At 39.1% G+C, this 26026-nt stretch carries 20 protein-coding genes and 1 pseudogene; 20 read left to right on the top strand and 1 reads right to left on the bottom strand.

The window, feature by feature from the left end; genetic code table 11:
- The first annotated feature begins 123 nt into the window (after positions 1 to 123).
- From brnQ to NSU19_RS01705, 20 genes and pseudogenes are all read left to right on the top strand, one after another.
- Positions 124 to 1485: a branched-chain amino acid transport system II carrier protein gene (gene brnQ / locus NSU19_RS01610; protein ID WP_339198405.1), complete on the top strand. Its 1362-nt coding sequence runs from the start codon at positions 124 to 126 to the stop codon at positions 1483 to 1485.
- A gap of 470 nt (positions 1486 to 1955) precedes the next feature.
- Positions 1956 to 2429: a PCYCGC motif-containing (lipo)protein gene (locus NSU19_RS01615; RefSeq protein WP_339198407.1), complete on the top strand. Its 474-nt coding sequence runs from the start codon at positions 1956 to 1958 to the stop codon at positions 2427 to 2429.
- Positions 2430 to 2928: 499 nt separating this feature from the next.
- Complete coding sequence (gene sfnG, locus NSU19_RS01620) at positions 2929 to 4005, top strand: dimethylsulfone monooxygenase SfnG (RefSeq protein WP_063386537.1); 1077 nt, start codon at positions 2929 to 2931, stop codon at positions 4003 to 4005.
- A gap of 269 nt (positions 4006 to 4274) precedes the next feature.
- The gene (locus NSU19_RS01625; RefSeq protein WP_235600401.1) at positions 4275 to 4607 is read left to right on the top strand and encodes a hypothetical protein; all 333 of its coding nucleotides are present in this window, start codon (positions 4275 to 4277) and stop codon (positions 4605 to 4607) included.
- 69 nt (positions 4608 to 4676) lie between these two features.
- A complete protein-coding gene (locus NSU19_RS01630) occupies positions 4677 to 5858 on the top strand; it encodes an acyl-CoA dehydrogenase family protein (protein ID WP_144596896.1) in 1182 nt (393 codons plus the stop codon).
- 42 nt (positions 5859 to 5900) lie between these two features.
- Positions 5901 to 6443 carry an NADPH-dependent FMN reductase gene (gene ssuE / locus NSU19_RS01635; RefSeq protein WP_063386539.1) on the top strand — a complete coding sequence of 181 codons (543 nt, stop codon included), beginning with the start codon at positions 5901 to 5903 and terminating at the stop codon, positions 6441 to 6443.
- A gap of 443 nt (positions 6444 to 6886) precedes the next feature.
- On the top strand, positions 6887 to 8275 hold the full coding sequence (locus tag NSU19_RS01640; RefSeq protein WP_066247175.1) for an LLM class flavin-dependent oxidoreductase: 1389 nt from the start codon (positions 6887 to 6889) through the stop codon (positions 8273 to 8275).
- A gap of 218 nt (positions 8276 to 8493) precedes the next feature.
- Complete coding sequence (locus tag NSU19_RS01645; protein ID WP_339198411.1) at positions 8494 to 9870, top strand: LLM class flavin-dependent oxidoreductase; 1377 nt, start codon at positions 8494 to 8496, stop codon at positions 9868 to 9870.
- Between the two features lie 106 nt (positions 9871 to 9976).
- Positions 9977 to 11209: an acyl-CoA dehydrogenase family protein gene (locus tag NSU19_RS01650; protein ID WP_144596894.1), complete on the top strand. Its 1233-nt coding sequence runs from the start codon at positions 9977 to 9979 to the stop codon at positions 11207 to 11209.
- A 22-nt stretch (positions 11210 to 11231) separates the two neighbouring features.
- Positions 11232 to 12440: an acyl-CoA dehydrogenase family protein gene (locus NSU19_RS01655; RefSeq protein ID WP_144596892.1), complete on the top strand. Its 1209-nt coding sequence runs from the start codon at positions 11232 to 11234 to the stop codon at positions 12438 to 12440.
- A gap of 982 nt (positions 12441 to 13422) precedes the next feature.
- A complete protein-coding gene (locus NSU19_RS01660) occupies positions 13423 to 14448 on the top strand; it encodes a methionine ABC transporter ATP-binding protein (protein ID WP_130157495.1) in 1026 nt (341 codons plus the stop codon).
- Complete coding sequence (locus NSU19_RS01665; RefSeq protein WP_066247161.1) at positions 14438 to 15100, top strand: methionine ABC transporter permease; 663 nt, start codon at positions 14438 to 14440, stop codon at positions 15098 to 15100. The genes NSU19_RS01660 and NSU19_RS01665 overlap by 11 nt, the downstream gene beginning before the upstream one ends.
- A gap of 31 nt (positions 15101 to 15131) precedes the next feature.
- Positions 15132 to 16022, top strand: coding sequence for a MetQ/NlpA family ABC transporter substrate-binding protein (locus NSU19_RS01670; protein WP_063386546.1), 891 nt, complete (start codon positions 15132 to 15134; stop codon positions 16020 to 16022).
- A gap of 108 nt (positions 16023 to 16130) precedes the next feature.
- A pseudogene (locus tag NSU19_RS01675) lies at positions 16131 to 16913 on the top strand (NtaA/DmoA family FMN-dependent monooxygenase); the annotation flags it as partial.
- A 140-nt stretch (positions 16914 to 17053) separates the two neighbouring features.
- Entirely contained in the window at positions 17054 to 18169 is a 1116-nt protein-coding gene (locus NSU19_RS01680; RefSeq protein WP_339193778.1) for an IS4 family transposase, read from the top strand.
- Positions 18170 to 18312: 143 nt separating this feature from the next.
- Positions 18313 to 18912 carry an LLM class flavin-dependent oxidoreductase gene (locus NSU19_RS01685; RefSeq protein ID WP_339198415.1) on the top strand — a complete coding sequence of 200 codons (600 nt, stop codon included), beginning with the start codon at positions 18313 to 18315 and terminating at the stop codon, positions 18910 to 18912.
- A gap of 48 nt (positions 18913 to 18960) precedes the next feature.
- A complete protein-coding gene (locus NSU19_RS01690; RefSeq protein WP_339198417.1) occupies positions 18961 to 19953 on the top strand; it encodes an aldo/keto reductase in 993 nt (330 codons plus the stop codon).
- 360 nt (positions 19954 to 20313) lie between these two features.
- Positions 20314 to 21573 (top strand): acyl-CoA dehydrogenase family protein, encoded by a 1260-nt coding sequence (locus NSU19_RS01695; RefSeq protein ID WP_339198420.1) that lies wholly within the window; start codon positions 20314 to 20316, stop codon positions 21571 to 21573.
- Positions 21574 to 21615: 42 nt separating this feature from the next.
- A complete protein-coding gene (locus tag NSU19_RS01700; protein WP_063388388.1) occupies positions 21616 to 22830 on the top strand; it encodes an acyl-CoA dehydrogenase family protein in 1215 nt (404 codons plus the stop codon).
- Positions 22831 to 23445: 615 nt separating this feature from the next.
- Positions 23446 to 24468: an LLM class flavin-dependent oxidoreductase gene (locus tag NSU19_RS01705; protein WP_063388387.1), complete on the top strand. Its 1023-nt coding sequence runs from the start codon at positions 23446 to 23448 to the stop codon at positions 24466 to 24468.
- Between the two features lie 719 nt (positions 24469 to 25187).
- On the opposite strand, the gene NSU19_RS01710 is transcribed toward NSU19_RS01705, so the two are convergent.
- Positions 25188 to 26021 (bottom strand): extradiol ring-cleavage dioxygenase, encoded by an 834-nt coding sequence (locus NSU19_RS01710; RefSeq protein ID WP_327863782.1) that lies wholly within the window; start codon positions 26019 to 26021, stop codon positions 25188 to 25190.
- Positions 26022 to 26026 lie beyond the last annotated feature (5 nt).

The following is a 26026-nucleotide window of genomic DNA, read 5'->3' on the forward strand; positions in this document are numbered from 1 at the left end:
TAAGTATATGAATTCATTGAAATTTTCGTAAAAAAATAGTATAATATAATTTATTGTACGAATCATGCAAATTATTTTAATAAATTAATTTTAAAAAATTTCATCATGGTGGGATAAATAATTATGGATAAGGATAACAAGCTATCATTTTCATCACTTACTGTTATTGGTGTTATGTTGTTTGCCCTATTTTTTGGGGCAGGGAATCTAATATTTCCGGCTCAGCTTGGACAAAATGCCGGGGAAAATCTTTGGTTTGCTGTGACTGGATTTATCATTACTGGAGTTGGATTGCCGTTTCTCGGGATTATAGCGATGAGTTTTTCCGGAAGCAGTGATTTGCAAGAGCTTTCTAGTAGAGTTCATCCGACTTATGCCGTCTTTCTTACATCATTGCTCTATTTAACAATTGGTCCTTTTTTTGCAGCACCGCGGACTGGAACTGTTGCGTATGAAGTCGGTATTACGCCGTTTGTTGCTGAGGAATTTCATCAAGTTGGATTGTTTATTTATACGCTGCTATTTTTTGCTGTGACTTTTTGGTTTTCTTTATACCCGTCTAAGATTGTCGATAATGTTGGAAAACTTTTAGCACCTGGAATTGTGATTCTTCTTGCCATACTTTTATTTATGGTAGTTGTGAATCCTATTGGGGATATTGGTTCAGCGCAAGGCGTGTATAAAATTCATGCGTTTTCCCAAGGTTTTATAGATGGCTATAGTACAATGGACGCCCTTGCATCACTTGTATTTGGCATTATTGTGATCAATGCCATACGCAAATTAGGTGTAACATCAAAAAAAGATATTCTGAAAGCTACAGCAAAATCAGGAACTGTTGCCATTTCACTGCTTGCACTGATTTATATTGGAATTGCTTATTTAGGAGCAACAAGTGTAGAAGCTTTCGGAATTTTTAAAACAGGTGGACCCGTTCTCAGCAATGCGGCTTCACATTATTTTGGCACATTCGGTTTAATTATGCTGGCTATTATTATCATCCTTGCATGTTTAACGACTGCCATTGGTTTAATAACGGCGAATGCTGAATATTTTCATAAATTGATTCCGAAAATCGGCTATAAAACGTGGGTTGTCTTCTTTAGCTTACTTACTTTTGTAATAGCAAACTTTGGATTAACAAACATTATTTCATTTTCTATCCCTGTCTTAATGTTCATCTATCCGCTAGCGATTGTTTTGATTTTGTTAACGTTCTTGTCGCCGCTTTTCCATCACGCACGCATTGTATATGTTTCAGCGACTGGAGTTACATTTTTAATCAGTATTTTTGACGGTTTGAAATCATTATGTGATTCACTTGGAATTGATTATTTCGGATGGATGGTACCAATTGTTTCGTTTTATGAACAGATATTACCATTTTATAAACAAGGACTCGGTTGGTTTATTCCAGCGATCATTGTCATTATTATTACAGGTATTGTCGGAAGGGTTCAGGCCAAATCAACTGTTAGAGCGTAAAATGTTCTATTATAATAATAGAAAGAATAGTTTGAATTTTTGTAAGCTATAAAAAAGGAACTTTCTTAAGGAAGGTTCCTTTTTTTGATCAAACTTGACCATTGACAATTTTTTAAAACTAAAGGAAGATTCTTTTTATTATTTAGTGATTATGGTATTTTTCTTGTAGAGGTTAAAGTCTATTCACCCTTCGCAAGTTCGGATTTAAAAATAAAGGATATTTAGCAGCTGCTAGAAGTATCCCCTTTACAATATAATGGAATGATATCAGAAGCTTTGAAGATGTATGCCGTTCTTTAGACTTTATTAATTGAGAGAAAACCTTTAAGGAAGGGAAATAGGAATATATATTGTAAGGGTAACATCGGCCGCCAGATGGTTCTATGTTCGGCAGCTGAATGCAATTGGTGATTAGTTGATGAACAGAAAAGAAGGATTTCATTACACTTTATAAAAGGAAGTGTGACGTTGTGAAAGCCAAACAATTATTGGTATTACTATTTATTACAATAATCATTTCTGCTTGCAGTTCAAATAAAGAACAATCAACCATGGAGCACGCGCCGAATGGCGACTTGTGGGAAACAACTGCTTCAAGGGATGAACTGCCGACCTTTTTAAATGAATATAGCGAAAACATTCAAATCATCTATCAAGCAGCCGGAAAATCAATGGAGCTGCTGCAATGGATTCCTTGTTATTGTGGCTGCGGCGACCATGCCGGACATCGGAGCAGTCTAAATTGTTTTGTTAAGCAAGTAAATCAAAATGGTTCTGTTGTATGGGATGACCATGGAACACGCTGCAACGTCTGCTTAGAAATTGCAGCAGAAGCAATCGAAATGAAGCAAGATGGAAAAACGGTAAAAGAAATTCGCCAATATATAGATGAAAAATACAAAGAAGGCTATGCGAACCCGACAGACACACCAATGCCGTTATAAAGAAAAGGATGAGACCAATTATTGGTTTCATCTTTTCTATGTTTTATGCTTTGTCGAAACTGTTTTTGTCCTCAGGACTTGATCATGATGGAAAAAGGCTTGTGATTAGACATTTAATCTTGAATATCCGTCAATACTGTTTTTTGTTATTTTTACATAATAAAATTGTCGGAGAAAGCTCCTTCGGCTTTTTTTTGACCGATCCTCCACGCTTTCCAACAAAGAATTATTTATAATCATATTCCCTTTCGCTCCATGACCCATTTTCCATTCTGCCTTTCCCTCATGTCTAATTCTAAGGACTGATCTAATAAAACTAGCAAGAAAAGTCGAAATTTTTAAAAACATACTTGACAAATAGGAATAATGGAATTAATATCATACTTAAATCTTTTACTTTTATCCGGTTGCCCACTGGACCGCCAGAGGCTCATATCAGTTCCTAATATTAGGGATCTGATATGAGCCTTTTTTATTAAAATTTAAGGAGGGAAAATCAATGGGTTTACAATTTGCTTATTGGGCGCCAAACGTTAGTGGAGGGCTTGTGATCTCTAATCTGCCACAGAAAACAGGCTGGTCATTTGAGGATAACAAACGTTATGCACAAATAGCTGAAGAAAATGGTTTTGATTACGTCCTGCTGCAAACAAGATTTTTCGCCAGCTACGGAGCTGAAAAACAATTAGAAGCCGCTGCGCTTGCTTCTGCACTTGCCGCTAGTACCAAAAAATTAAACATTATTACAGCTGTGCTGCCCGGTCTTTGGCATCCAGGTGTCATAGCAAAAATTATTTCAACGATTGATCATATCAGTAATGGTCGTGCTTCAATTAATATTGTCAGCGGATGGTTTAAAAATGAATTTATCGGTTATGGGGAACCGTGGTTAGACCATGATGAACGTTATCGACGGTCTGAAGAATTTATACAGGTTCTACGAGATTTGTGGACAAAGGAAACCACTACTTTTAAAGGAGATTTTTATCGTATAAATGAAGCGCCATTAAAGCCTAAACCTATTAATATCCCAAAAATTTTCCAAGGCGGAAACTCGAAAGCAGCAAGAGAAATGGCTGGACGAGTTTCAGATGTTTATTTCATGAATGGAAACTCGCTGGAAAATCTGAAAAAGCAAATTGATCATGTGAAATCATTGGCTGAATCGAACGGAAGAAACATCCAATTCGGTGTTAATGGCTTCGTGATTGTTCGTGATACAGAAGAAGAAGCAAAACAAGTTTTAAAAGATATTGTTTTACATGCAGATAAAGAAGCTGTGGAAGGCTTTGAAAGTCAAGTGAAATTCGCAGGGAAAGCCTCTCCTGAAGGTGAAGGAATGTGGGCGGAATCCACCTTCGAAGATCTTGTGCAATATAATGACGGTTTCAAAACAGGTTTGATTGGGACGGCAGAACAAGTGGCGGATCGCATCATTGAGCTGAAAAAAATAGGAGTTGATATTGTTTTGACAGGATTTTTACATTACGATGAAGACTTAAAAGCCTTTGGTGAAAAAGTCATTCCGCTCGTAAGAGAAAAAGAAGCAAAATTGGAGGGAATCCTAGCCAACTAATATAAAGAAGCATAAGACTCGAAATGAGTAAGCTTTCGGAACAACTAACAAATGAATATGAATGATGTTGGGCATTCAACATCAAGAAATGAGGAGTCTCTTTCTTTAAATAATACTTGACATATAGGAATAATATGTATTAATTTAGTTATAAACAAGATAGTTTGATGAATGCTGACTGGACAACTAGAGGCTCTCAATTCAAGATCATATTTCTTGAAATGAGAGTCTCTTTCCTTTTTTTACAAACATGGAAAGGTGGATTAGCGGTGGCAAATAGTTATGTGAACATATTGGATTATAAAGCGGAAAAACAAAAATCTTTGCGAGAAAATGAATATTTGAATTTGCCGGATTTACAATTTTTCCTTTGGTGCCAAAAGAATTATCGGATAAATAAAGGTGTTTTCAATACGATTGACAATTGGTTTTATACAAATGGAGTCGTTTCTATTATTCATCGTCGAATTTATATTTTAGCTTTTCTGGAATTTGTCAAAAGAGAAGATGCGGATTTTAAAAAACGCAAATATATCCGTTTTGGAAACGGAGGTCTTTCAAAGAAGCTTCATCAATTTATGAATGAAATAATGGAACAATAGAACGAATATGTCAGTAAACTATTAATCACAAACATTATTTAGATAAAGAAGACAAAGGGGTAACTAATGATGAGTGTTGCAGAAGGAACAGGTCATTACCTTGACACAGCTTTGCAGTTAGCAAAGGAGTTTGCTAAAACTGCAATTGAAAGGGATGAACGAGGAGGAACAGCAAAAGCAGAACGTGACCTGCTTAGAAAAAGCGGATTACTTTCACTTATCATCCCGAAGTCTTTAGGCGGACTGGGGAAGGATTGGAAAGCTGTGCTGCAAATTACACGTGAGCTGGCAAAAGTAGACGGGTCATTGGCTCACTTATTCGGCTATCATTTCTTATGCTTGACATCCGTACATCTATTCGGTTCCCCTCAGCAGAAAGAGAAGTATTATAAGGAAACGGCTGAAAATAATTTGTTTTGGGGAAATACCTATAATCCTCTTGATGAAAGCTTGCTCGTAAAGCGAGAAGGGGATCAGTTAAAGCTAATTGGGAAAAAAAGCTTTTGCTCGGGTGCTAAAGATTCAGAGCGGCTGCTTATATCAGCTAAAAGTCCAAATCAAGATCGCCCTGTTATTGCCGTTATTCCTACTAATCGGACAGGAATAATCATTAATGATGATTGGGATAGCTTCGGCCAACGGCAAACGGACAGCGGCACTGTTGTTTTTCAAGATGTACTGCTGAAGGAAGAAGAGATATTAAATTTCTATGAACAAGAACCTGAAAGCTTTTTCCCTACTATAAGGACGCATACTGCTCAAACCATTTTAGTTCATGTTCTTCTTGGAATTGCGGAGGGAGCATTTGAAGAAGCGAAAAACTATACGAAAAATATCACTCGTCCTTGGCTGACCTCTAAAGTAGATCAGGCGACGAGCGATCCATATACGATTCGCCAGTATGGAGATTTATATGTGCAGCTAAAAGCTGCAGCTGCATTGGCCCAAGACGCTTCAAATGCTCTGCAAGAAGCATGGGATAAAGAAAGGGCATTAACAGAAAAGGAACGTGGAGAGTGTGGAATTATCATTGCGACTGCAAAGGTTGCAACAGCAAAAGCAGCTTTAGAGGTTACCAGCCGTATGTTTGAAGTAATGGGGGCAAGGGCAACTTTAGGAAAATATCGGTTTGACCGCTTTTGGCGAAATGTAAGGACTCACACGTTGCATGATCCCATTGAATATAAAATCCGTGATATCGGAGAATGGGCTCTTAACGGTAAATTGCCTGAGATTACACCGTATTCTTAATGTAAAAACGATCGAATTTAATTGAAGAAAGGTGATGACATTATGTCAAATATCGTGATTATTTCCGGAAGTCCATCTAAACCATCAAGAAGCTTAGCTATCTCAGCTTATTTAGAAAAAAGGATCAAGGCTGAAGGGCTGAATGCGTCTACCATTTCAGTTCGTGACCTGCCGGCAGAAGATCTTTTATTTGCCAACTTCAACAGCCCAAAAATTCAAGAGGTTTTAGCACAGATTGAACAAGCACAGGCAGTTATTATTGTAAGTCCTGTATATAAAGCAAGCTATCCAGGGGTGTTAAAAGCCCTGTTAGATTTCATTCCTGAAAAAGGATTCGTTGATAAAGTTGTTCTCCCGGTGGTTACCGGCGGAACAGCAGCTCATCTTTTAACATTGGAATATGCTATTAAGCCGATTGCTTCTGTGTTAGGCAGCCAGGAGATTTTAAAAGGAGTGTATTTCGTAGATTCTCAAATTGGCTATCACGAAGATCAGGTTACTTTTATTGATGCGGAAATAGAATCGAGATTACAAACATCATTGAATGATCTATTAAGCCGGTTAAAAGTTGAACAATTAAAATAGTGATTTATATATTGTTTGCACCGAACAGAAAGGATGTTTCATCCTGCTCACGGAGATGGAAAATAATGGTGACAGAACTGTCACCAATAAATTGCTTAAGCTGCCGTTGATTCCAACCAAAAAATTCTTACCTTTGTATAGGGAAATATATTACTTTAGCAAAAATTTCATACGATCAAATGTATCATGTTGACTGGACGACCAGAGACATATCATCGCAAGTTTCGTACTTGCAAAGATAGTCTCTGTTTTTTTTCGTTATAAACCTTTAAATAAAACGAAGAAAAAGATGTAACAACAAGTATTTGAGAAAGAGACACGTACCTTTCAAAAATGATCCCACTCCATTTCAGTTTTGATATATAGAATCACAGACATTATCGGTCCATGGAATGATAACTAAACGACAATGTCAAATTTACGGTTAGTCGGGAGGAAATCATATGAAGAAAAAGCGAATTTATTTAAACGCTTTTGATATGAATTGTGTGGCGCATCAATCTCCGGGATTATGGGTGCATCCTGAAGATCAGTCATACCGATATAAAGATATTGAATATTGGGTTGAGCTGGCGCAATTACTGGAAAAAGGGCGGTTCGATGGATTATTTATTGCAGATGTAATCGGCATTTATGATGTGTATGGAAATGATAAAACAACAGCAGTACGTGAAGCAACCCAAGTTCCAGTCAATGACCCTATTTTACTTGTTTCTGCAATGGCGCATGCAACGGAGCATTTAGGCTTTGGGATCACATGCTCTACAACATTTGAGCATCCATATACATTTGCACGCAGAATGTCGACTTTAGACCATTTAACAAAGGGCCGAGTAGGCTGGAATATTGTTACTTCCTATTTGGAAAGCGGAACGAAAAACATCGATATTGGCGATCGGTTCCTCCATTCAGAACGATATAATATTGCGGAAGAATATTTGGAAGTTTGCTATAAATTATGGGAAGGCAGTTGGGAAGACGATGCTGTTATAAAAGATAGAGATAGAAAAATTTTCACAGATCCAGCGAAAGTTCATGAAATAAATCATCACGGCAAATATTTTAATGTGCCAGGCATTCATTTGTGCGAGCCGTCGCCGCAAAGAACACCTGTTTTATATCAAGCAGGCGCTTCAGCGAGAGGGCGTCAATTTGCAGCAAAACATGCTGAGTGCACATTTGTTTCGATGCCAGGAAAAGAGCCTATCGCTTCATATGTTAAAAATTTAAGAGCCCAGGCTGCTGAATTTGGCAGGGATCCGCAAAGCATAAAAGTATTCGCTTTGTTCACACCGATTGTTGGGCGGACGGAGGAGGAAGCGTGGGCGAAATATGAAGAATTATCGCAATATATCAGCTATGAAGGGGCCCTTTCTTTATTAGGCGGCTGGTCAGGTGTTGATTTTTCAAAATATGATCCTGATCAAGAAATTGAATACATTGATACTAACGCCATCAAATCAGTGCTCGAATCATTAACGAAAGCAAGTCCAAATAAAAAATGGACTGTCCGCGAGCTGGCGAATTTTGCTGGAATAGGCGGAATGGGTCCTGTAGTAGTCGGAACACCAAAGCAAATAGCTGATACGTTTGAGGAATGGATTGAAGATACGGATATCGATGGATTTAATCTCGCCTATGCAATAACGCCGGGAACTTTTAAAGATTTTGTTGATCTTGTCATTCCGGAGCTTCAACAACGTGGAGTCGTGAAAAAAGAATATGAAGAAGGAACTTTGCGGGAAAAATTGTTTGGCAAAGGCCAGTCCCGTTTACCGGAAGACCATATTGGAGCTAAATATAGAAATTTAAGCTATCAACTGCAGGATTAACCTTACTTTTTTGTATCAAAAGAAGCTTTGAACTTCGTATGATCAGCCTTGAAAAAAAGGAAACTGTAGGTTAGTCGTTAGCCAGTATTACTTTTGCATCTTCTTTATTTGACTTGTTGCCAATTTTGCTGCGGATTTATAAGTCCTTTAAGTCATTTATGAAATGAATTCTTTTTTTGGTTAAACAAATTTTTAGGATAAATGGAGATATGGGGAATATGACAAAGCCATTATCATTTTCTGCTTTTGTTATGAATACACCTTCTCACATTCTTCACGGGATGTGGCGTGATCAAGAAGGTCATCAGCTTAACTTTAATGACGTAAATCTTTGGGTTTCTTTAGCGAAACGGCTGGATGAGGGAGGTTTTGACGTCATCTTTTTCGCCGACGTCGTCGGGCTGTACAATGACTTTCGAGGAGGATGGGATTTCCATATTGAAAATGGCTTGCAAGTACCTAGTAATGACCCAATGGTACTGCTTTCAGCACTTGCAGTAAATACAAAACATTTGGGCTTAGCTTTTACGGCGGCTCCGGTTCAAGAACCTCCCTTTAACTTTGCACGCCGTGTATCAACATTAGATCACATCACCAAAGGACGAATTGCCTGGAACATGGTTACCAGCTACTCAGCAAATGCCTTTCGCAACTTTGGCTATGACGGCTTAGTTCCGCATGATGAACGATATGAGTGGCTGGATGAATATGTTGATGTTTTATATAAGCTTTGGGAAGGTTCATGGGATGAAGGAGCGCTTTTGCAGGACCGTGAAAGCGGAATTCATGCGGATCCGGCGAAAGTCCATAAAATTCATCATGTCGGCAAGCGCTACAAGGTGGAAGGACCGCACTTAGTGGCTCCATCACCGCAGCGCACACCGTTGCTTTTTCAAGCTGGTTCGTCCCCTACTGGCAGAGATTTTTCGGCTCGCAATGCTGAAGCGATCTTCATTGGAGCACCTGATCCTGAAAATGCCCGCAAGCTGATCGATGAAACACGAAGGTTGGCGGTTGAAAATGGCAGAAAGAGTGAGGATATCCACTTTTATCAGGGATTGTACTTTGTGATCGGAAAGACGGAGGAAGAAGCTCGGCAAAAAGAATATGAACTTGAAAATAAGATTGATTTCGATATGATGATCGCTCATTCCGCTGGGGGGATGGGAATTGATTTAGGGAATGCTACTTTAGATACTCCATTGGAAGATATCAAAACTGAAGGGATCAGAAGCACATATGAATGGCTAAAGCAAAGCACGCCGGGAAGGACTCCTACAGTTAGAGATCTTGCTAGGCTCAGGAGCAAAACAAACCGTATTGTCGGCACTCCTGAAATGATTGCAGACCAGCTTGAGCTTTGGAGGGATGCAGGTGTTGACGGCATCAATGTCATCAATGCGACGATTCCCGGTTCCTATGAAGAATTTATTGATCAAGTCATGCCTGTGCTTCGAAAGCGCGGTTTAGCGCGCAATGGATATGGAAAGCCAGGAACATTGCGGCGCAAATTGTTTGGGACAGATCGTCTCAATGAGCGTCATCCTGCTACAAAATACCGAGGTGCATTTGCAGCGAAAAGCCCTGTAAATTGATCTGAGGTGCTTGTAATTGCTGTTTGGCTCTTTTTTTTACAAATAAATATTACTAAAAAGATGTGAATAGTGAAATTTAAAATACGATTAAAGGAGTGCATAAAAGATGTCAATTCAAAATCAATTAAATGAAGCAAGCTCTTTGACTTTTAACGGTCCGGTAAAAGTTGATTCGCCTGAATTAGATCAATTGATTGATGTAATTGCTAAAGACGCTGAGGAACGAAGAAATGCCGGCAGTGAAGAACTGCCTTATCACGCCTTCGATTTAATTCGGCAATCTCGATTGGGTGCTTTACGTCTGCCTGTTGAACTAGGCGGTGGAGGAGCTAGTATTCGTGATCTTTTCTATGTCCTAATCCGTTTAGCTGAAGCCGATCCGGATGTGGCGCACAGCCTTCGTGCCCATTATTGGCAAGTAGAAGAAATACTTCGAAATCCGGATAAAGAACGACGTGAGCAATTGTTGGGAATCGTGGCAAAAGGAGATATTATTGGGAATGCCTTTACGGAAATTTCATCAAAAAATGTTGGTCATTTGATTTTTGAAACAACTTTGACTCAAGATGGCGAAGGGTACCGATTAAACGGTACGAAATATTTTAGCACCGGTACCATATATTCCGACTGGGTAATCGTTATGGCATCAACCCCTGAAGGAAAACCTGTTTCCGCGTTTATTCCGACAAATCGTGATGGCGTCATCATTGAAGATGACTGGGATGGTATCGGACAAAAATTAACAGGAAGCGGTACAACACGCTTAAACAATGTATATGTCAATCGAGAAGAAGTAACATTTATTGATGAGACGAAGACGCCTTTCAATTCATTTTTACAGCTCTATCTGCAAGGAGTGATAGCGGGTATTTTGCGGAATGTGGTGACAGACGCTAAAGCTTTAGTTCATGGAAGATCCAGAACCTTTACTTTTGCATCGGCAGATACGCCAGCGGCTGATCCGCTGCTTCAGCAAATTATTGGGCAGCTTTCAAGCAGCGCGTTTGCCGCAGAAGCACTTGTGCTGGCTGCCGCAGATGCATTAGACATAGCAGTGAATGAGGCGGTTAATGGAGAAATAGACTTTGATTTAAGTCATGAGGCTTCCCTGCGAGCTGCTCAGGCGAAAGTTATTATCGATCACCTTGCATTACAAGCAGCTACACTTCTCTTTGAGGTTGGCGGCGCTTCAGCTACGAGACAATCCAAGCATTTTGACCGCCACTGGCGCAATATTCGCACACTTGCTTCCCATAATCCGATAGCCTACAAAGCAAGAGCTATTGGCGATTATGTTGTGAATGGTACGAAGCTTCCGATAAGAGAGGTTTACTTCTAAGGATTTTATTGGAGGATGCACAATGGATTTTAACGCAAGCAATCAGACGATTCGAAATGAACGAGATGCAAGGCTCGTAGAATATGCGGAGCGCATTGCAGAGAAAATTCGACAGACAGCTGATAAATATGATGAAACAGGAGAATTTCCGTTTGAGCATATCGAAATCCTAAAAAAAGAGGGGTATCATAAGCTAACAATCCCTAAAGAATATGGCGGTGAAGAACTTTCATTATATGAAATTTTGCTGGTACAAGAACGATTAGCGAAAGCCTGTGGTTCTACGGCACTGGCGATAGGATGGCACTTAATGGCATTCTTTAGCCTTAGGGATTTCCGGCCTTGGAAAGAAGAAATTTTTGCGAAAATATGCAGAGAGGCTGTTGAGGAAGGTTCATTATTAAATGTTTTTGTCACGGAGCGGACATCAGGCAATATTGTAAGAGGCGGAACCCCATCAACAATTGCGAGAAAAACGAAAGACGGATATATCATTTCAGGAAGAAAGGCATTTGCAACATTGGCGCCAATTGTGTCGCATTTTACGATTTTGGCATATGTCGAAGAAGAAGATAAAACGGCCGAATTTTTAATTAAAAAAAATGATTCGGTACAATTGATAGATACATGGAATGTTTTGGGAATGAGAGCAACAGGCAGCCATGATATCGAACTGCATGATGTGTTTGTGCCGGAAGAGGCGTTATTGTCTTACATTGACAAGGGGAAGAACAACCGCTTTAAGGGCAACAGCAGTGCCTACACGCTGCAGTTGCCAGCCATTTATTTAGGGATTGCGATTGCTGCCAGAGATTTTATTTTAAAGTATGCGGCTGAGAAATTTTCACCAAGTCTAGGAGATGTTATTCTAGAGGCGCCGCATGTTCAGGATAAAATTGGAGAAATCGAAATTTTAATCGCTGTATCAAGATACCTGTTATACGGTTTAGCTGAAAAATGGGACCGAAATTTACATGTTCGAGACAAGTTAAGCAATGAAGTCTCTATTACAAAATATACAGTATGTAATAATGCGATCAAAATAGTAGAGCTGGCTATGAGAATCGCAGGCGGTCATTCGTTATCGAAAGATTTGCCATTAGAAAGATATTTTAGGGATGTTCAGTGTGGTTTATATAATCCTCCTTTAAATGACATGGTCGTGAGTCAAGTTTCGAAATCCGTGATTGAAGAATATCGAAATAGCTTGAAAGAAGTGCAATTTAAATAGGAGGATGCTGGAGACTGTGGGAGCATTTTCTGCTGCTGAGCAGAAAAGTTCATAATATTTGCTGACTGGAACACCAGAGGCCTTAATTTCATGAAAAATGAAATTAAGGCCTTTCTTGTGCGCCCGGCATGGGTGTAATCTATAGGGTGAAAGTCCCGAGCTGCGAAGGCAGAAGTAGCAGTTAGCTTAACGCAAGGGTGTCCGTGGTGACGCGGAATCTGAAGGAAGCGAGCGGCAAACTTCCGGTCTGAGGAACACGAACTTCATATGAGGCTAGGTATCACTGGGTGAGTTTGCAAGACAAAACAAAGCCCTTTCTGCCGAAGGTGATACAGAGTAAATGAAGCAGATGGATGGAAGGAAAGATTACACTCTTACCCGGGGAGGTCTGGCTGGCACGCCAAGTAACCTTGGTAACCTATCTAGTGATAGATAGCTGAACAGTCAGAAGTCAGCAGAGGTCATAGTATTAGTTGGTCTAGAACAACTAAGAAGGACCGAACAATTAAGAGAGAATAGCCCTTGGCATTCAGTGAGTCATGATGAACACAGAAAACGTAGTACCTCACTTGAGGGAGGAAGCGGTGAATCCCGTGGGAGATCTCTTGGAGGGTGGAGTGACCACTGGCATAAAGAGAACAGCTATTCACGGAAGTTATAAAGACTTGCGTCAATTATCTTAATTGAACCGCCGTATACGGAACCGTACGTACGGTGGTGTGAGAGGACGGGAGTTAATCGCTCCCTCCTACTCGATTTTCACAATATGACAAGGAAAAAAATTTTTTGCATTGCACAAATGTGTCAAAGTATTATGGTTCATCGCCATTTTTCCAAGTTAAACAAATTAAATTAAACATAAAGAGTTAAGATGGGAGAAGCACCATCCCCAAACGCTCGAGTAGTTCCCGCATTAAACGTTTTGAACAAAGGGGATATTGTATATAGATCTGGATAAATTTTCGGTTGGTGGAGGAAATTGATGATTAGGCTAGAGAGAGTTAGTAAAATATACGAGTCTGGTGGGAAAAAAGTAGAAGCTGTAAAAGATGTTTCGCTTCACATTAAAAAAGGCGACATTTTTGGAATCATCGGCTTTAGCGGAGCCGGAAAAAGTACACTGCTTAGGTTAGTGAATTTACTCGAACGTCCGACAAAAGGAAATATTATAGTCGATAATTATGATTTGAATTCCATATCTTCGAAAGATCTGCGGCAATTAAGAAGAAAAATTGGAATGATTTTTCAAACATTTAATCTATTTAATTCTCGCACGGTATATGGCAATATTGCTTACCCTTTAAAATTGGAGAAAAAATCGAAGGAGGAAATCCACCAACGAGTTACAGAGCTATTACAATTTGTTGGTCTTGAAGACAAAGCTGACAAATTTCCAGAACAGTTGTCTGGAGGTCAAAAACAAAGAGTAGGGATTGCACGAGCGCTTGCAACTTCACCAGACATTCTGTTATGTGATGAGGCTACCTCGGCTTTAGATCCAGAAACCACTAATGAAATATTAAATCTATTGAAAAAAGTGAATGAAGAATTCAATATTACGATTTTATTAATAACACATGAAATGAACGTGATTCGAAAAATTTGCAATCGCGTAGCGGTTATGGAAAACGGGAGAATCATTGAAGAGGGCGAGGTTTTTAATATATTTTCAAATCCTCAAGAAAAAACGACGAAAAATTTTATCAGTTCGGTTGTAAATGAAAAATTATCTTCGAGCTTGCTTGAAAAGTTAAGGAAGGATCATGAAAGAAAGCTTTATCGAATTGTATTTTCAGGAGACACTGCGAGTCAACCTATATTATCGACATTAACAGCTAAACATAATATTCACTTTAATATCATTTACGGAAGCATCAATGAACTTCAAAATCAATTGTTTGGCAATTTAATCGTGGAATTCATTGGAGCTGATTCTCAAATTGAAGAAGTATTAAAAGAGTTGACAGAGATAGTTGAAGTAAGGGAGGTCACAAACGGTGAAAGTTGATTGGACGACGTTTTGGCCTAGAATACTTCAAGCAACAGGTGAAACGATTACAATGGTCATTTTCACATTGATTTTTGCTAGTATTTTAGGAATTATCATGGGACTACTGCTATTTGTCACCCGTAAAGGCAATATTTTAGAAAATAGATTCATCTTTTCATTTTTGAATTTATTAATCAATATTATTCGACCTATACCGTTCATCATATTTTTAGTTGCCATCAGCCCGCTTACGCGATTCGTTGTGGGAACTACAATTGGAACGACAGCGGCTATTTTTCCGATGACCATTGCTGCAGCTTTTGCCATTGCCAGGGTGGTAGAAAATAATTTAGTCTCAATTGATCCAGGTATTATCGAGGCTGCAAAGGCGATGGGGGCATCACCTATTCAAATAATATTTGGGGTACTAATTCCCGAAGCATTAGGGCCTTTAATTTTAGGAATTACATTTATCACCGTAGGACTTATTGATTTTTCCGCCATGGCTGGAACGGTTGGCGGAGGGGGCCTTGGGGATCTTGCGATGACATATGGTTATCAGCGGTTTGATACATCCGTCATGATTGTTACGGTTGTCATATTAATTATTCTTGTTCAAATTGCTCAATTTATTGGCAACATGCTTTCACGTTTCTTTTTACGCAGATAGATCAATCATATATTAGGGGGATTATTATTTTATGAAAATCAAACTATTCCATTTACTAGTTACAATTTTGGTGATTGGCCTCCTGGCGGGCTGCAACAGCAATTCAGCATCTGGGGATAAAAAAGAAAAAGTCGTTACTGTTAAGGTGGGGATTACCGGATCAGATGGACAGTATTGGGACATCATTAAGAAAAAAGCGTTAGAAAAAAATATTAAGGTAGAATATGTCGAATTTTCCGATTATGTGCTGCCAAATACTGCACTTGTCAATGGCGAGGTAGATGTGAACGCCTTCCAGCATCTTGCATTTTTAAGCCAATTTATCGCGGAAAATAATGTGAATATTGTGCCGATTGGCTCAACTGTTGTTGCTCCTTTAGGATTGTATTCGGAAAAATATAAAGATGTATCCGAGATCCCAAATGGTTCAAAAATTGCGGTTCCAAATGATCCGGCTAATTTAGGAAGAGGGCTAAAGGTTCTGCAGCAAGCTGGATTAATTGAGTTAAGGGAAGATGTCGGTCTTTATCCAACAGTAAAAGATATCGTTAAAAATCCAAAAAATATTGAAATAGTAGAAGTCGTTGCCCAACAGACTCCTAGAGTGCTGCCTGATGTAGCCGCATCTATTATTAATGGCGGAATAGCTGGTCAAGCCGGCTACACTTTAGCAGATGCCATTTTTCATGATGATCCAAACAGCAAAGATACACTGCCGTATGTTAACGTTTTTGCCACTTTAGAAAAGAATAAAGACAATGAGGCATATAAGACCATTGCGGAAATTTATCAGACAGAAGAAGTAGCTAAAGCAGTAGAAGAAGATACGAAGGGTGCAAGCATTGTCACAAAGGTGCCAGTACCAGAACTGCAAAAAGAATTAGATCGCTTAGTTGAAAATATAAAACAAGGCAAAGAATAACATAAGAAAGGAATTGTTTATTTGCGAGCAAGGCTGCATTTGAATTTGTTGACAATCGACTGATAGAATCGGAATTTGTACTTTTGAAAAGATGCTGGAGTGAGAAATATGGCAAAGCAGATAATATTAAATCTTTTTGATATGGCAGGAGCTATGCATAATTCTCACGGATTATGGAAGCATCCTCAAAATAAACGCCATCTTTATTATAATGATCTACATTATTGGATTGAGTTAGGAAAATTGTTGGAAAAAGGGAAGTTTGACACCATTTTCTTTGCAGATGTAGCAGGAGTGTATGATGTCTATCAAAATAGTAAAGATGCTGCGATTCGAGACGGCGTTCAAGTTCCGTTAAATGATCCGGCCTTTATTGTACCAGCGGTGGCAGCTGTTACAGAGCATTTGTCATTTGTAGTAACGGTCAGCACAACGTATGAACATCCGTTTTCAAATGCACGTCGTTTCTCCACATTAGATCACTTTACAAACGGCAGAATTGGCTGGAATGTTGTCACCTCATATTTGCCAAATGCTGCGCAAAACTACGGCCATAAAGAAATTGTTAAACATGACGAGCGTTATGATATTGCCGATGAATTTATGGAGGTTTCCTATAAGCTTTGGGAAGGCAGCTGGGAGGAGCATGCGTTTGTTGGCGATGCAGAAAATGAAATTTTATTTGATCCCGAAAAGGTTCATGAAATAAACCATAAAGGGCGGTATTTCAGCGTAAAAGGCCCGCATTTAACATATCCTTCTGCACAGCGGACACCTGTTATTTTTCAGGCAGGTTCTTCTGAACGCGGCAGAGATTTCGCCGCCAAGCATGCAGAGTGTGTGTTTGTTGGCGGGTCGACGCCCGAAAAATTAAGATTTTATATTCAAGATCACTAGCATTGCAGTAATTAAATCTGATGATTCAAAATACTAAGAATGTTCAATTTTTTATTGATTTCGAAACAAAAAAATCCTTTACAATGGAAGTACAGGTGGTTCCTGCCCAAATCCAATCGTAAAGGATAACCATTATGGACAAGAATACACTAATTTCATCATTTGGTAAATGGGTTTCACCCATAAATATTCAAAAACTTAGCGAACAAGTCAAAGAATTGAAACAGGACTATTACACAAAAAAGCTGACAACAGAAGCCTATATTAAACTTTTATTGGTAGCCCAGCTGCTCGAATTTAAGAGCTTAGAGGAAATGAGTGATGCACTTGTAGACGAAGATCTTCAAAAAGCACTCGGATTTGAATCGATAAGTGCCTCTCAGCTATCCCGAAAAAACAATCAGATCAACCCACTAATTCTTGCAAATTTGTTCTTGGATCTTGTTTGGAAAATTCAACGGCACCATTATCAAAACGGAAAGAATATGCCACTGAAAATCATTGATTCAAGTACACTCCCGTTGAATTTGACCCATTATAAATGGGCAAAATTCCGGAAAACAAAAGCTGGTGTAAAGCTACACTTACGGCTCGTTTTCATGGATAAAGACACCGTCTATCCTGAAAAAGCAGTGATTACGACAGCAAAAGAACATGACCGAAATCAACTCGAAGTCCTAGTGGATGATCAAGAAGCCATGTATGTGTTTGACCGCGGTTATGTGGACTATGAACGTTTTGATCGGATGACAGATGATGGCTATTTCTTCGTTTCAAGACTGAAGAAAAACGCAGTCATTCGTGAAGTCTATACATTTTCACTTCCTGATGATTGTCACGTTCTATCCGATAAAATGGTCTACATTGGTACCACACAAAATCGTACTGAAAATGTCTTTCGTCTACTAGAAGTTATGGACACAAAAGGGAACTTACTTCGTTTCATCACCAACCGATTTGATTTAAAACCAGAAGAGATAAGTGATATTTACCGATCTCGCTGGGCTATTGAACTCTTTTTCAAATGGCTCAAGCAACACGTAGAAATTAAGCACTTTTATGGAATGAGTGAAACAGCTATTCAAAATCAAATTTTCTTAGCCCTGATCACGTATTGCTTACATGTTCTCATTCAATTGGAGATGAAAAGTAAGAAATCCCTACTTCGAATTACTCGTTGGTTAAAGAGAGCTCTGTGGAAACCAGCTTATGTTTGGTTGCGAAAATTTGATGGGCGAGCCAGTCCATAATCTCCCTTTTGTCGTTGTCGCTCTGGTTTAACTGTATATATTTACCAAATGGGCAGTGCCACCTTTCTTTAGGTTTTGTCTTTTTGGCACAAATTCACAAAAAATAATTAACAGAAAATTCTAACTATATTTATGCAATGCTAATGATTCAAGATATTAAAGAACGGGCTGAAAAATACGGACGGAATCCTGATAATATTAAAGCATTTACGTTTTTAAATGTCATTGTGGCAGAAACGACAGAAGAAGCTGAATTAAAATATGAGGAATACAATCGATTGTGGAGTGCTGAAGCGGCAAAAGCTCAATATAGCGGTTCAACAGGCTATGATTTATCTAAATATGAAGATAAAGACGCCTTTTTTGAATATAAGCATACGGAACATGGTCAGTCTCGAGCTGCTTCATTAACGAAAGATGCGCCAAGAAAATTAACTGTTCGAGAAGTGTTAAACAAGTTTGAAACGATCGGAAGGAGTAATGTATTAGTCGGCAATCCCGTTGAAATAGCTGACAGCATTCAATTCCAGATCGAACAAACTGGAATCGACGGGTATAATCTTGCACATCTTATAACGCCTCGAAGCATTGAAGAGTTCATTCATTTCGTTGTTCCGGAGCTGCAAAAACGTGGAATCTATAAAAAAGAATACGAGAAAGGAACACTGAGGGAGAAGCTGTTTGGTACAGGGAAAAAGCTGCTGCCAGATGATCATACAGGTGCAAAATATCGGAATTTTTAACAAATTTAAAGTTTGCTTCTCCTTCAGCTCATAATGTTGGAGGTAATAATGGAATTTCGTACAGTTGGAAGGACAGGCATTCATGTTTCAAATTTATGCTTTGGAACAATGTCATTCGGCGGCATTGCAGATGAAGAAACTTCCATTATGATGTATAAGCAATGTCGAGAAGCCGGGATAAACTTTTTTGATACAGCAAATGTTTATAATGATGGACGTGCTGAAGAAATTCTTGGAAAGTGTATTGCCGGTCATCGAGATGAGATTGTTTTAACCTCTAAAGCAGGCTTGCCTACAGGCAAAGATTTAAATAGCGGCGGTTTATCGAGAAGAAATCTTTTTTTATCAGTTGAACAAAGTTTAAAAAGATTGGGCACTGATCGGATTGAATTTTATTTTGTTCATCTGTTTGACGAGTATACAGATATTGAAGAAATCGTTAGAGCTTTAGATGATTTACAAAAACAAGGGAAGATTTTATTCCCCGCTGTAAGTAACTGGGCTGCCTGGCAAATTGCAAAAGCTCTAGGAATATCTGAAAGAAAACAGCTAGCACGATTTGAGTTAATTCAACCGATGTATAATCTCGTAAAACGGCAAGCGGAGGTAGAAATTTTTCCGTTAGCTCAATCAGAGCAATTAGGTGCCATAACTTACAGTCCGCTCGGCGGAGGCTTATTAACCGGAAAATATAACAGTACAAACAAGCCGGAGCAAGGAAGATTAGTAGAACAAAAGAATTATGAGAAAAGATATAGTCATCAGTATTATTTTACTGTTGCACATCAATTTACGGAGCTGGCGAAACAATTTGGATATCATCCTGCTTCTTTAGCAGTTTCATGGGTATTACATCATCCTGCTGTAACTGCTCCAATTATAGGAGCGCGTAATCCGGAACAACTGGCCCTATCGATTGCTGGGGCAGAAATCCCTTTAACTGCCAGTGAAAGAGAACAGATATCCGCATTGTCAGATGAGCCTCCATTACCAACGGATCATAGTCCAGATGAGGATTTATTTAGCAAATATAGAAAGTAATCCAGAGGAAACGGTGCTAGTGTTTTAAAAATCTAGCATAAGAATCGATTTCACACTTTGACAAATTTGAAATCAGAGAATGGTTATGCTGTCTTTTCCTTTAATGGCAATTTGTGAAAAGCTGTTGGAGCAATCTTTTCTTACGGGATGGTGGACTTAAGTATTCTAATGATGAACATCAGAGCTTGGTAAATGGACATCCATTTCCTGAATCAAAACAATCGTGGTGTAAGCTGCGGTGTAAAACAAACGGATTGATGAAACAGTTGAACGTTTGAACTTTCACATTATTTTTTGCGGTAATACAGCGAAAAAGATGTGGTTGGTAAATTTAAAAAACAAAACAGGAGTGTTTGATGAATGTCAAGCCAAAAACCATTAAATCAAAGGATTAACTTCAAAAATAAAGATGAATCAAATTCTCTAACTTTTACCAGCCCAGTAAAAGTTGATTCACCAGAATTAGAATACTTAATTGCTGCAATTGCAGAAGATGCTGAAAAACGCAGAAGTACTGGGAGTAAAGATCATCCATATTATGCCTTTGATTTAATCCGAAAATCTCGATTGGGTGCATTGCGATTACCTGTTGAACTTGGCGGCAGCGGTGCAAGTATTCGTGATCTTTTTCAAAGTTTAATACGTTTAGCGGAAGCTGATCCAGATGTCGCACACAGCCTTCGTTCACACTTTTCCCAAGTGGAGAAATTTTTGCTGCTTACGGATGAAAAACTCCGTGAAAAGTGGCTGCAAAGAGTAGCCAATGGAGAAATCATCGGCAATGCTTCTGCTGAAATTTCATCAAATAATGCTGGAAATTTGGTTTTTGAAACAACTTTATCACCGGATGGTGAAGGCTTCCTATTGAATGGCAAAAAATACTTTAGTACCGGCACACTGTATGCAGACTGGGTAGTTGTTACGGCATCAACTCATGAAGGAAGGCCTGCATCGGTAATAATTCCGACAAATCGTGAAGGTGTCATCATTGAAGATGACTGGGACGGCATCGGACAAAAATGGACAGGAAGCGGTACTACACGTCTTCACAATGTGTATGTCAATCAAGATGAAATTACATATATTGATGGCTCCAAAACGCCTTTCAACTCTTTTCTGCAGCTCTATTTGCATGGAGTGATAGCGGGCATCTTGCGGAATGTGGTGACAGACGCTAAAGCTTTAGTTCATGGAAGATCACGGACATTCAGTTTTGCTGCTGCGGATACACCTCGACAAGATCCGCAACTTCAGCATGTCATTGGACAGCTCTCAAGCAGCGCGTTTACCGCAGAAACTATTGTCCTAGCTGCCGCAGATGCAATTGATGCTGCTCTGAAAACAGCAGTTAATGGAGTGATCGATTATTCTCTGAGCCATGAAGCTTCCCTGCGAGCTGCACAGGCCAAGGTTATAATAGATCAACTTGCCTTACAGGCCTCGACGCTTCTTTTCGAGGTTGGAGGGGCATCCGCAACGAGACAATCAAAACATCTTGACCGTCACTGGCGTAATATTCGCACTCTTGCTTCACATAATCCAACAGTTTACAAAGCTAGAGCTATTGGCGACTACGTTGTGAACGGTACAGATCTTCCAATAAGAGAGGTTTACTTTTAAGGATGTTTTAAAAATTTTATATATAAAAAGGAGCGTTTAAAAATGAGTAACTATGAAACAATTAACAAAAAGTATTCAAGAGCATTTATTGAGGAAATTAGGGAGAAAGTTAAGCCAATTATTGAAGAAGTCATTAAACCAAGTGCTGAACGAATTGACAAGAGTGGGGAGTTCCCGCGTGAAAGTTTGTTAGCCCTTGCGAAAGAAGGATGGAATTCAGTAACATTTTCTGAAAAATGGGGAGGATTAGATTTAGGATATTTAGGATTTTCCATCGTGGCTGAAGAAATCGGGAAAGTTGATGCGTCAACAGCTTTAGTATATGCTATGCATGTTGGAGCAGCACAAGTAATTGTTTTATATGGAAACGATGATCAAAAGAAACGGTGGCTGCTCCCTATCAGAGATGGTGCGATCGGAACCTTTGCTGTTAGTGAAAAAGCTACAAGAGGTCATGTATGGTTTAGCTTAAGCCAGGCTGAGCGCGATGGCAGCGATTATATCATTAATGCTGAAAAATCCTTTACGACAAGCGGAGGCCAAGCAGATTTTTATATTTTGCAAACGAGAACACCTGATTCTGACGACCCTAGTAACATTAGCTTCTTTATCGTTGACGGCCATAATGACGGTATAGTTGCAAAGCCATGGAATGCATTAGGTGTAAGAGGAAGCCACAGTGGTCCAATTACGTTTAACAATATAAAAGTAAGCGGCCGCGATCTAGTGGGATACGAAGGGTTAGGAAGAGAAATCATGGATGAAGGCGCAAACCCTATTTATATACTGGGTATTGCATCTGTTTGGCTCGGTGTTGCCCAAGGTGCACTAGAACTGGCTGTTAAACATGTTAAGAATGCAGTTAACAAAGGATTTAATAATAGTTTGGCTGACCATCAAGTCATTCGTGAAAAATTGGCAGAAGTGAAAATAAGAATTGCAGGTTTAAAAGCATGGCAGATAGATTTAGCAAGACATTATGATGAATTGCTGGCAGAAGGGCAACCTATAAGCTCATTGGCATCCGAAGTCATAGAATTTAAAGTGAAAGCATCCGAAACAGCAGATTTTGCTGCACGAATTGCGATGGATGTAGCGGGCGGTTATGGCTATATTGAAGGACCTTTTGAACGGCTTTACCGCGATGCCCGGGCAGGAATCCCGATGGCTCCATCTAATAATATCGCCCGCGACCAAGTGGCAAAAATTTTATTAGAATTGCCGTTGAATCTTTGGAATGAGAATGAAAGAAAATAAACCAAACCAGCAATGCATTTTTATTTGGAGTCTGAAATCTGTAAGAACTTTACTGCCTATTTAGGATAATGATGAATGGATGAATCGGTAGGTCAATTGTCTGTAACGCTGTTAGAATAATTATGAATTAATGAATAAATGACCAATTGCTCAAAAAATCTGTTGTTTTTTACAATGTTTTAAAGACTTATTTTGCCAAACTTTAAAAACTCTAGATATAACCATTTCGATGAACTATATGAATAAGCCTCACACTTCTTTTTTATAGTAGGTGTGAGGTTTTATTTTGTGAAAAATAGAGGACATTCGCAATTTTAAGTGGCTGATCATTTACAAGGGAAGTAGACGAGAGTTTTGCCTGTCAGGGAAGCGTATAACAAACAACATTTCAACTTTAAAACAGAAGAAGCATTGGAAAACTGAAAGCGCGAGACTTAAAAGTTTTTTTTCAACGTTTATGGGAAAAGACAGATTTTCACGTTAGACTTCAATGAAACATAAAAAATCAAAAAGCATTTTTCACTGTGAGAAGTTGTGCGGCAGGCAAATTCCTTGTAATACCATTGAACAGTTTTTTACAATCCTTATAAGGAGAGTTTAAAAGGAGTTGAAAAAATGACGAATTCTCAGAAAAAAAGATTGGAAGAGATTGAATTCTCAGTTTTGGATTTGGCTCCTGTTTTATTAGGGAAAACGCCGGCTGACACATTCAAAAACAGTTTAGACCTTGCGCAAAATGTTGAACGATTTGGATATAAACGTTATTGGCTTGCAGAGCACCATAATATGGAGGGCATCGCAAGCTCAGCTACTTCTGTATTAATAGGCTATATTGCAGGAGGTACGAAAACGATTCGTGTAGGATCTGGAGGCGTCATGCTTCCGAACCATGCTCCTCTTGTGATTGCTGAACAATTCGGGACATTAGAGTCGTTGTATCCAGGTCGAATTGATTTAGGGATAGGACGTGCTCCTGGAACAGATCAGGTGACATCCATGGCATTGCGAAGAAATTTACATGGGTCAGTATCAGAATTTCCAAACGACGTCCAAGAACTCATCAATTATTTTGCTCCGAAAGAGAAGCGGAAAGGATATGTACGCGCAGTTCCTGGTGAGGGATTAAATGTTCCTGTTTGGCTGCTTGGATCAAGTACGTATAGCGCTCAGCTTGCAGCAAAGCTTGGACTTCCTTTTGGGTTTGCAAGCCATTTTGCACCGAATCACTTATATGAAGCACTGAAAATATATCGTGACCAGTTCCAGCCGTCAGAACATTTGAAGGAGCCGTATGCGTTGGCGTGTGTGAATGTCGTGGCAGCAGATACCGATGAAGAGGCGAAGTATCTTGCAACCAGCTTGTATCAAATGTTTTTGGGCGTGATCCGAGGAACTTCTAGATTGTTGCAGCCTCCTGTTGAAAGCATGGATGGAGAATGGAATGAATTTGAAAAAGAAGCGGTACGCCATCAGCTTTATTTTTCGTTTGTTGGATCTAAGCAAACAATAAAAGAGAAGCTTCAAAAATTTTTGGATGACACTCAGGTAGACGAAATAATGGTTGTTTCATATATATACGACCATTCGGCTCGCGTGCATTCGTACCGTATTTTATCTGAGATAAAGAATGAAATGTAGTTCTTTTATTTTAAATATGTTATTTTCGGTAACTATCAATACTGTTTAACTTTTTCAGTTCGGGAAGAGATCTGAGAGCGGCAGACTCCTTTTTCAGAAATGTTATTTATGCTGTCATAAAAGCAACGATGTTTATGAATTGCGGATTCTCGAAACAGGCTATCAGCTTTGCTGACAGCTTGCTATTATTTCTCTGATAGCAGATATTTGATGTAGTTATAACTTTTCTGAAATGGGCTGCCCGATGAGTTCCTAAAATGAAGGATTTTGGAGCAATACTACTGTGAAGGACAAAAAAATCCTGTCCTTCATAGAGGCATGAAGTCAACTAGAAGCAATTGTATGTGCTGAATGTCTGTCATAAAACTTTTGAAGAACGAATTCAGAAAGAGAGCATAAGAAAAGTCCTTCATAGACTTCTGAAGGATATAAACAAGATAGAAAAAATGACCTGTCCGATAAGTTCCTAAAATGAAGGGGCTCCAAAAAGTCAGTTAATCCTGACTTTTTGGACAGCCCCGCAACATTTTTTATATGATGCGATTTTAAGAGAATTGCTGAAACTAGGCAAAAAAAGATGCCATTTCAGGGAATATTCCAATTCTAATAGCCTTATATAATAACAGTAAACGCTTACAAAACAGGAGGTTCAAAATATTTTTTTTCAAAACGTTGTTGTTTTTTAAACGACGGCATGTTTCTTTATTATTGATTGAATGTTAGTTCTTAACTTTTGGGGCTGCCGGCTGACTTACTTTCTCAAATGTGATCAGTGCGTTCCAGCTGCCGGAAGATTGGCCGTCTGCCCAATATTTCGGTTGGTCATCGTCTTCAAGCATGCTTAATAGCATGGCGAGATGTCTTCCTCCTGATTCTACCTTTGCCAGACGGGCGTATTGAGGAAGCATTTGATAGGCTGCATCATATTCTTTGTTTACTATATAACTAATGAATTGTTTATCTAGTGCATGTTCTGAAGCGGTCGGTTTATTGTGTCTGCCGCGGACTAAATTGTGGGAAAGTGCGCCGCTTGAAACAAATACAATTTTCTTTTCGCTTTCTTTTAATACTTTTGCAATCAGCTGTCCCCATTTATACGTTTCATCTAAAGTGGCAGCCATCGTCACGGACAAATTCACAACAGGTATGTCTTCATTCGGCACAAGGTATCTAAGAGGCACAACCGTTCCGTAATCCCAAACATAGTAAGGGTCGTCTATTCCTACAACTTGCAGTCCAGCATCTTGACCGATTTTTACTAGTTCATCACCAAGCTGTTTATCTCCGGGATATTCATATGGAACATCACGAATTAAATCAGGACATTCAAAAGCGGTTAAAATGCCCTTATGGACAGGAGTGCAATCAACATAATGGAAAAAAGTCGACGGCCAATGGCAGGAAACAAGAACGATGGCATCCGGTTTTAAATCATAAATTGTCTTTGACATCTTTTGCATCTCAATGGCCATATCCTTTTGAAAGTCGGGGACTTGGTCAAAATGGCACATGCTTGGCACATGAGGCGCTAACAAAGCCAGCTCAATCGTCATAGCTA

It is taken from the genome of Aeribacillus sp. FSL k6-2211, from assembly GCF_037966125.1.
Classification (GTDB): domain Bacteria; phylum Bacillota; class Bacilli; order Bacillales; family Aeribacillaceae; genus Aeribacillus; species Aeribacillus composti.

What these genes read in the sequence shown, in the direction of transcription:
- NSU19_RS01705 (WP_063388387.1), top strand. Translation starts at nt 23,446, where the DNA reads ATGACGAATTCTCAGAAAAAAAGATTGGAAGAGATTGAATTCTCAGTT.
- NSU19_RS01630 (WP_144596896.1), top strand. Translation starts at nt 4,677, where the DNA reads ATGAGTGTTGCAGAAGGAACAGGTCATTACCTTGACACAGCTTTGCAG.
- brnQ (WP_339198405.1), top strand. Translation starts at nt 124, where the DNA reads ATGGATAAGGATAACAAGCTATCATTTTCATCACTTACTGTTATTGGT.
- NSU19_RS01680 (WP_339193778.1), top strand. Translation starts at nt 17,054, where the DNA reads ATGGACAAGAATACACTAATTTCATCATTTGGTAAATGGGTTTCACCC.
- NSU19_RS01645 (WP_339198411.1), top strand. Translation starts at nt 8,494, where the DNA reads ATGACAAAGCCATTATCATTTTCTGCTTTTGTTATGAATACACCTTCT.
- NSU19_RS01650 (WP_144596894.1), top strand. Translation starts at nt 9,977, where the DNA reads ATGTCAATTCAAAATCAATTAAATGAAGCAAGCTCTTTGACTTTTAAC.
- sfnG (WP_063386537.1), top strand. Translation starts at nt 2,929, where the DNA reads ATGGGTTTACAATTTGCTTATTGGGCGCCAAACGTTAGTGGAGGGCTT.
- ssuE (WP_063386539.1), top strand. Translation starts at nt 5,901, where the DNA reads ATGTCAAATATCGTGATTATTTCCGGAAGTCCATCTAAACCATCAAGA.
- NSU19_RS01670 (WP_063386546.1), top strand. Translation starts at nt 15,132, where the DNA reads ATGAAAATCAAACTATTCCATTTACTAGTTACAATTTTGGTGATTGGC.
- NSU19_RS01660 (WP_130157495.1), top strand. Translation starts at nt 13,423, where the DNA reads ATGATTAGGCTAGAGAGAGTTAGTAAAATATACGAGTCTGGTGGGAAA.
- NSU19_RS01695 (WP_339198420.1), top strand. Translation starts at nt 20,314, where the DNA reads ATGTCAAGCCAAAAACCATTAAATCAAAGGATTAACTTCAAAAATAAA.
- NSU19_RS01640 (WP_066247175.1), top strand. Translation starts at nt 6,887, where the DNA reads ATGAAGAAAAAGCGAATTTATTTAAACGCTTTTGATATGAATTGTGTG.
- NSU19_RS01710 (WP_327863782.1), bottom strand. Translation starts at nt 26,021, where the DNA reads ATGACGATTGAGCTGGCTTTGTTAGCGCCTCATGTGCCAAGCATGTGC.
- NSU19_RS01690 (WP_339198417.1), top strand. Translation starts at nt 18,961, where the DNA reads ATGGAATTTCGTACAGTTGGAAGGACAGGCATTCATGTTTCAAATTTA.
- NSU19_RS01700 (WP_063388388.1), top strand. Translation starts at nt 21,616, where the DNA reads ATGAGTAACTATGAAACAATTAACAAAAAGTATTCAAGAGCATTTATT.
- NSU19_RS01685 (WP_339198415.1), top strand. Translation starts at nt 18,313, where the DNA reads ATGATTCAAGATATTAAAGAACGGGCTGAAAAATACGGACGGAATCCT.
- NSU19_RS01655 (WP_144596892.1), top strand. Translation starts at nt 11,232, where the DNA reads ATGGATTTTAACGCAAGCAATCAGACGATTCGAAATGAACGAGATGCA.